This is a genomic window from uncultured Campylobacter sp. (genome assembly GCF_937949835.1).
Taxonomy (GTDB): Bacteria; Campylobacterota; Campylobacteria; order Campylobacterales; family Campylobacteraceae; genus Campylobacter_B.
In genome coordinates, this window is the sequence record NZ_CALEDC010000087.1 from 1 (window position 1) to 2,831 (window position 2,831).

Here is a 2,831-nt window from a genome sequence, read left to right on the forward strand (position 1 = left end):
AATACAAAAATTTTGGATAAATTTAAAATGGATATAAAAATCTCATAAATATTTTTCAGATTTATTTCCTTTTAATAAGGAAAATTTTAAAATGCTCGCTATGAATGATCTAAAATTTTTTTACGAAAACCCGCCGGAATTTATGGGCTTTATCCCGCGCAAAAGAGGTATAGACTCGCCCAAAACCATAATCTATGGAGTGCTAAATTCTGGCAAAAGCGCCGTGCTAAAAAATGAAATTTCAGAACTTAAAAAAGATGAAATTTTGTATCTAAATTTAGCCGATCTACGCCTTGAAGAGGCGGTAGTGAATGATGCAATTTTTGCGGCTAGAAATAGTGCGGACAATACAAAGGCTAGCGAAGCAAATGAATATGAAATAAGTAGAGAAGCTACGCTAGACGCGGATATGCCCAGCGTAGATGAAATTTATCGCGCCGCCGTAAAAAATACAGATATAAAAAACGCAAGCACAGGCGGCTCAAACAACATAAAAAATGCGGAGTTCTACGGCGCAAAAAGCAGGAGTGAAAATTTCTTCCGAGAGATCAAAGAATTTTTAGTCGCCAACAAGCAAATTTCATCGCTTTTTTTAGATAATTTTAGTAGCGCCGATTTTGAAATTTCATCGCTTCAAAGCTTCGCTGGGGGGCTAAATTTAAAGCGCTTTATAATTTCTACTCGCGATAAAGAGTTGATCCTGCCGGGCTTTGAGCGGCTTGAGCTTTTGCCGCTTTCGTTTGAGGAATTTATTGCCTTCGACAAGCGCCACAACGAGATAAACTCGATGATTTCGGCGTTTTTAGCCCAAGGCGGCGGCGCAAAAAACCCCTTCATGGCGCCTGCCGAAATCTTAGAATTCGAGCAGAAGCTGCTTACGGCAAACTTTAGCCGCACGGAGATTTTAATCCTCAAAGAGTGCCTAAGCTTCGTTCACACCGCATTTAGCGCAAATAAAATTTACACCGCGCTAAAGCCGCGCATCAAAATATCCAAAGATGCCGTATACGGCACTATCGCCAAACTTGAGCGGGAAAATTTCATCAGATTTTTAAGCAAAGCTGGCGAACCTACGCGCGCAAAAAAGCTATATTTTTCGCATTTTAATATGCGCGAAATTTTAACAAGCAAAAAGGACTTCACTAAAAAATTTGCCAACGTCCTTTTCTGCGAGCTTTTGGGGCTAAATACGCCGATTTTTTACACAAAAGAGCTGGATTTTTACCTGCCTGCTCTAAAGATGGGGGTTCTCGTCATCCCATTCAGCGACGCAGACATTATCTTTTTAAAATTCCGCAAAATCTTAAGCGCGCTCAAGAGACTCGGCATCACGAGCTTAAAAGTCGTTTCTATGGCAAACTCCGGTAGGCTCGAGATTGAGGGCATCCGCTGCGATGTAGTGCCGTTTCATGAATTCGCGCTTAGCTTCTGATTTATTGACATCTCATATCATAAAAATATAAATTTTATGATATAATTTTGGCAAACCCATATCAATTACATAAGGGAAAGCCGATGATCAAATTAAAAGACAAACTCATTTATGAAACGCTAAAACTGGTCGAATCGCAAGGCGAAGATGGGCTTTTGTGTCGCAATAAACAAAGCGATGCGGAGTTTATGAGACCCGTGAACGAATTCGCAGCCGCAAGCGGACGCAACTACACCTCGATCAAATCGACTCTTGACATAATTCATAAAAACTGGGGCTACCTGCAGCGCGAAAGCATTAAGGATACGGGGCTTGATGCAGGCAAGGCGTCGAAAATTTTCATCTACCGCCTATGCGAGGCAGGGCGAAGCTTTATCGAAAAATACGAAAAAGCGCTCGTCCAAAACGCCGACAAATAGTCCAAAATTAAAAATTTTAAGCGCCGATTAGATAGAATTCTTTAATTTCACGTGGAGCGACAGAATTTCGTTTTTATGCGACTCGCCTTAAAAAAGGAGATGAAAATGCTGGATTTTATAGTAAAAATGTTCGCATGGAAAGCCGAGTGGGAGGTAAAAAAGGAATATGACAAAGAATTTGGCGACCTATCCTCCATACGCTCAATCCTGCGCTTTATAATACTTCTTATCATACTTAGTATTTTGATTAAATTTCAATTAAGCGTATGAAAGATACATTTTTAGACATTGCGCTCATTTTATTTGGCATCGTTATGCTTGTCGCGATACGACAAAAATCTTTATTAAAATTTATAATTTTTGTCGTGATTTTAGCGCTCGCCAGAGAGTTAATCATCAGATTTTATGCCTAGTTTCGGTAAAACCGACGCGGATGGAATTTAAAATTTAAACGACAAAATGACGGCGCGGCGAAATTCGGCGGGCGCAAATTTTAAATTTCGCCGTAACCACACTATGCTTTTATCGTCGTTAGTAAATTCTACCGCGCTTCAAGAATTGTCGTATCGATAAATCTAGCTTTTATCGTCAATGACAGAATTTTACCCGCAGCGAGGATTTGCGCTTGATGCCGCGCTTTCTGCTATCAGTGGCGGAATTTCGCTCGTGCGAACACGACGGATTTTTTGCGGTGGCAGCAAAAATTATAAACCAAATGAGCGGGTTAGAGCGTAAATTTTATAACGCTATAACGCTTAAATTCCGCGCACCAAAATTTTAAAATTTTATTTCATAAAATTCCGAAATTTAGGAATTAAATTTTGCAGTGAAGCGCCAAATTTTACTTCGCAATTAAAATTATTACGCAAACCATACCTTGTAAATTTTAAAATTTCATCATCATAAAATTTTAAAATTCCAATGTCGTATTGCAAATCTATTATTTTATAAAACGGAGTGAAAAGCGAAATTTTGTATAA

General features: G+C 39.1%; 3 protein-coding genes. 2 read left to right on the forward strand and 1 reads right to left on the reverse strand.

What is annotated here, in order from left to right; genetic code table 11:
• Positions 1–91 precede the first annotated feature (91 nt).
• Both Q0256_RS01930 and Q0256_RS01935 read left to right on the forward strand, forming a co-directional pair.
• Positions 92–1,432: a hypothetical protein gene (locus Q0256_RS01930; RefSeq protein ID WP_297959568.1), complete on the forward strand. Its 1,341-nt coding sequence runs from the start codon at positions 92–94 to the stop codon at positions 1,430–1,432.
• Between the two features lie 83 nt (positions 1,433–1,515).
• Positions 1,516–1,851: a hypothetical protein gene (locus Q0256_RS01935; protein ID WP_297959570.1), complete on the forward strand. Its 336-nt coding sequence runs from the start codon at positions 1,516–1,518 to the stop codon at positions 1,849–1,851.
• Positions 1,852–2,636: 785 nt separating this feature from the next.
• Here Q0256_RS01935 and Q0256_RS01940 read toward each other — a convergent pair.
• Positions 2,637–2,831: hypothetical protein (locus Q0256_RS01940; protein ID WP_297959572.1), on the reverse strand; the 195-nt coding region annotated here is incomplete at its 5' end.

Bases quoted from the DNA above. Each gene is read 5' to 3' on its own strand.
- Q0256_RS01935 (WP_297959570.1), top strand. From the start codon at position 1,516: ATGATCAAATTAAAAGACAAACTCATTTATGAAACGCTAAAACTGGTC.
- Q0256_RS01930 (WP_297959568.1), top strand. From the start codon at position 92: ATGCTCGCTATGAATGATCTAAAATTTTTTTACGAAAACCCGCCGGAA.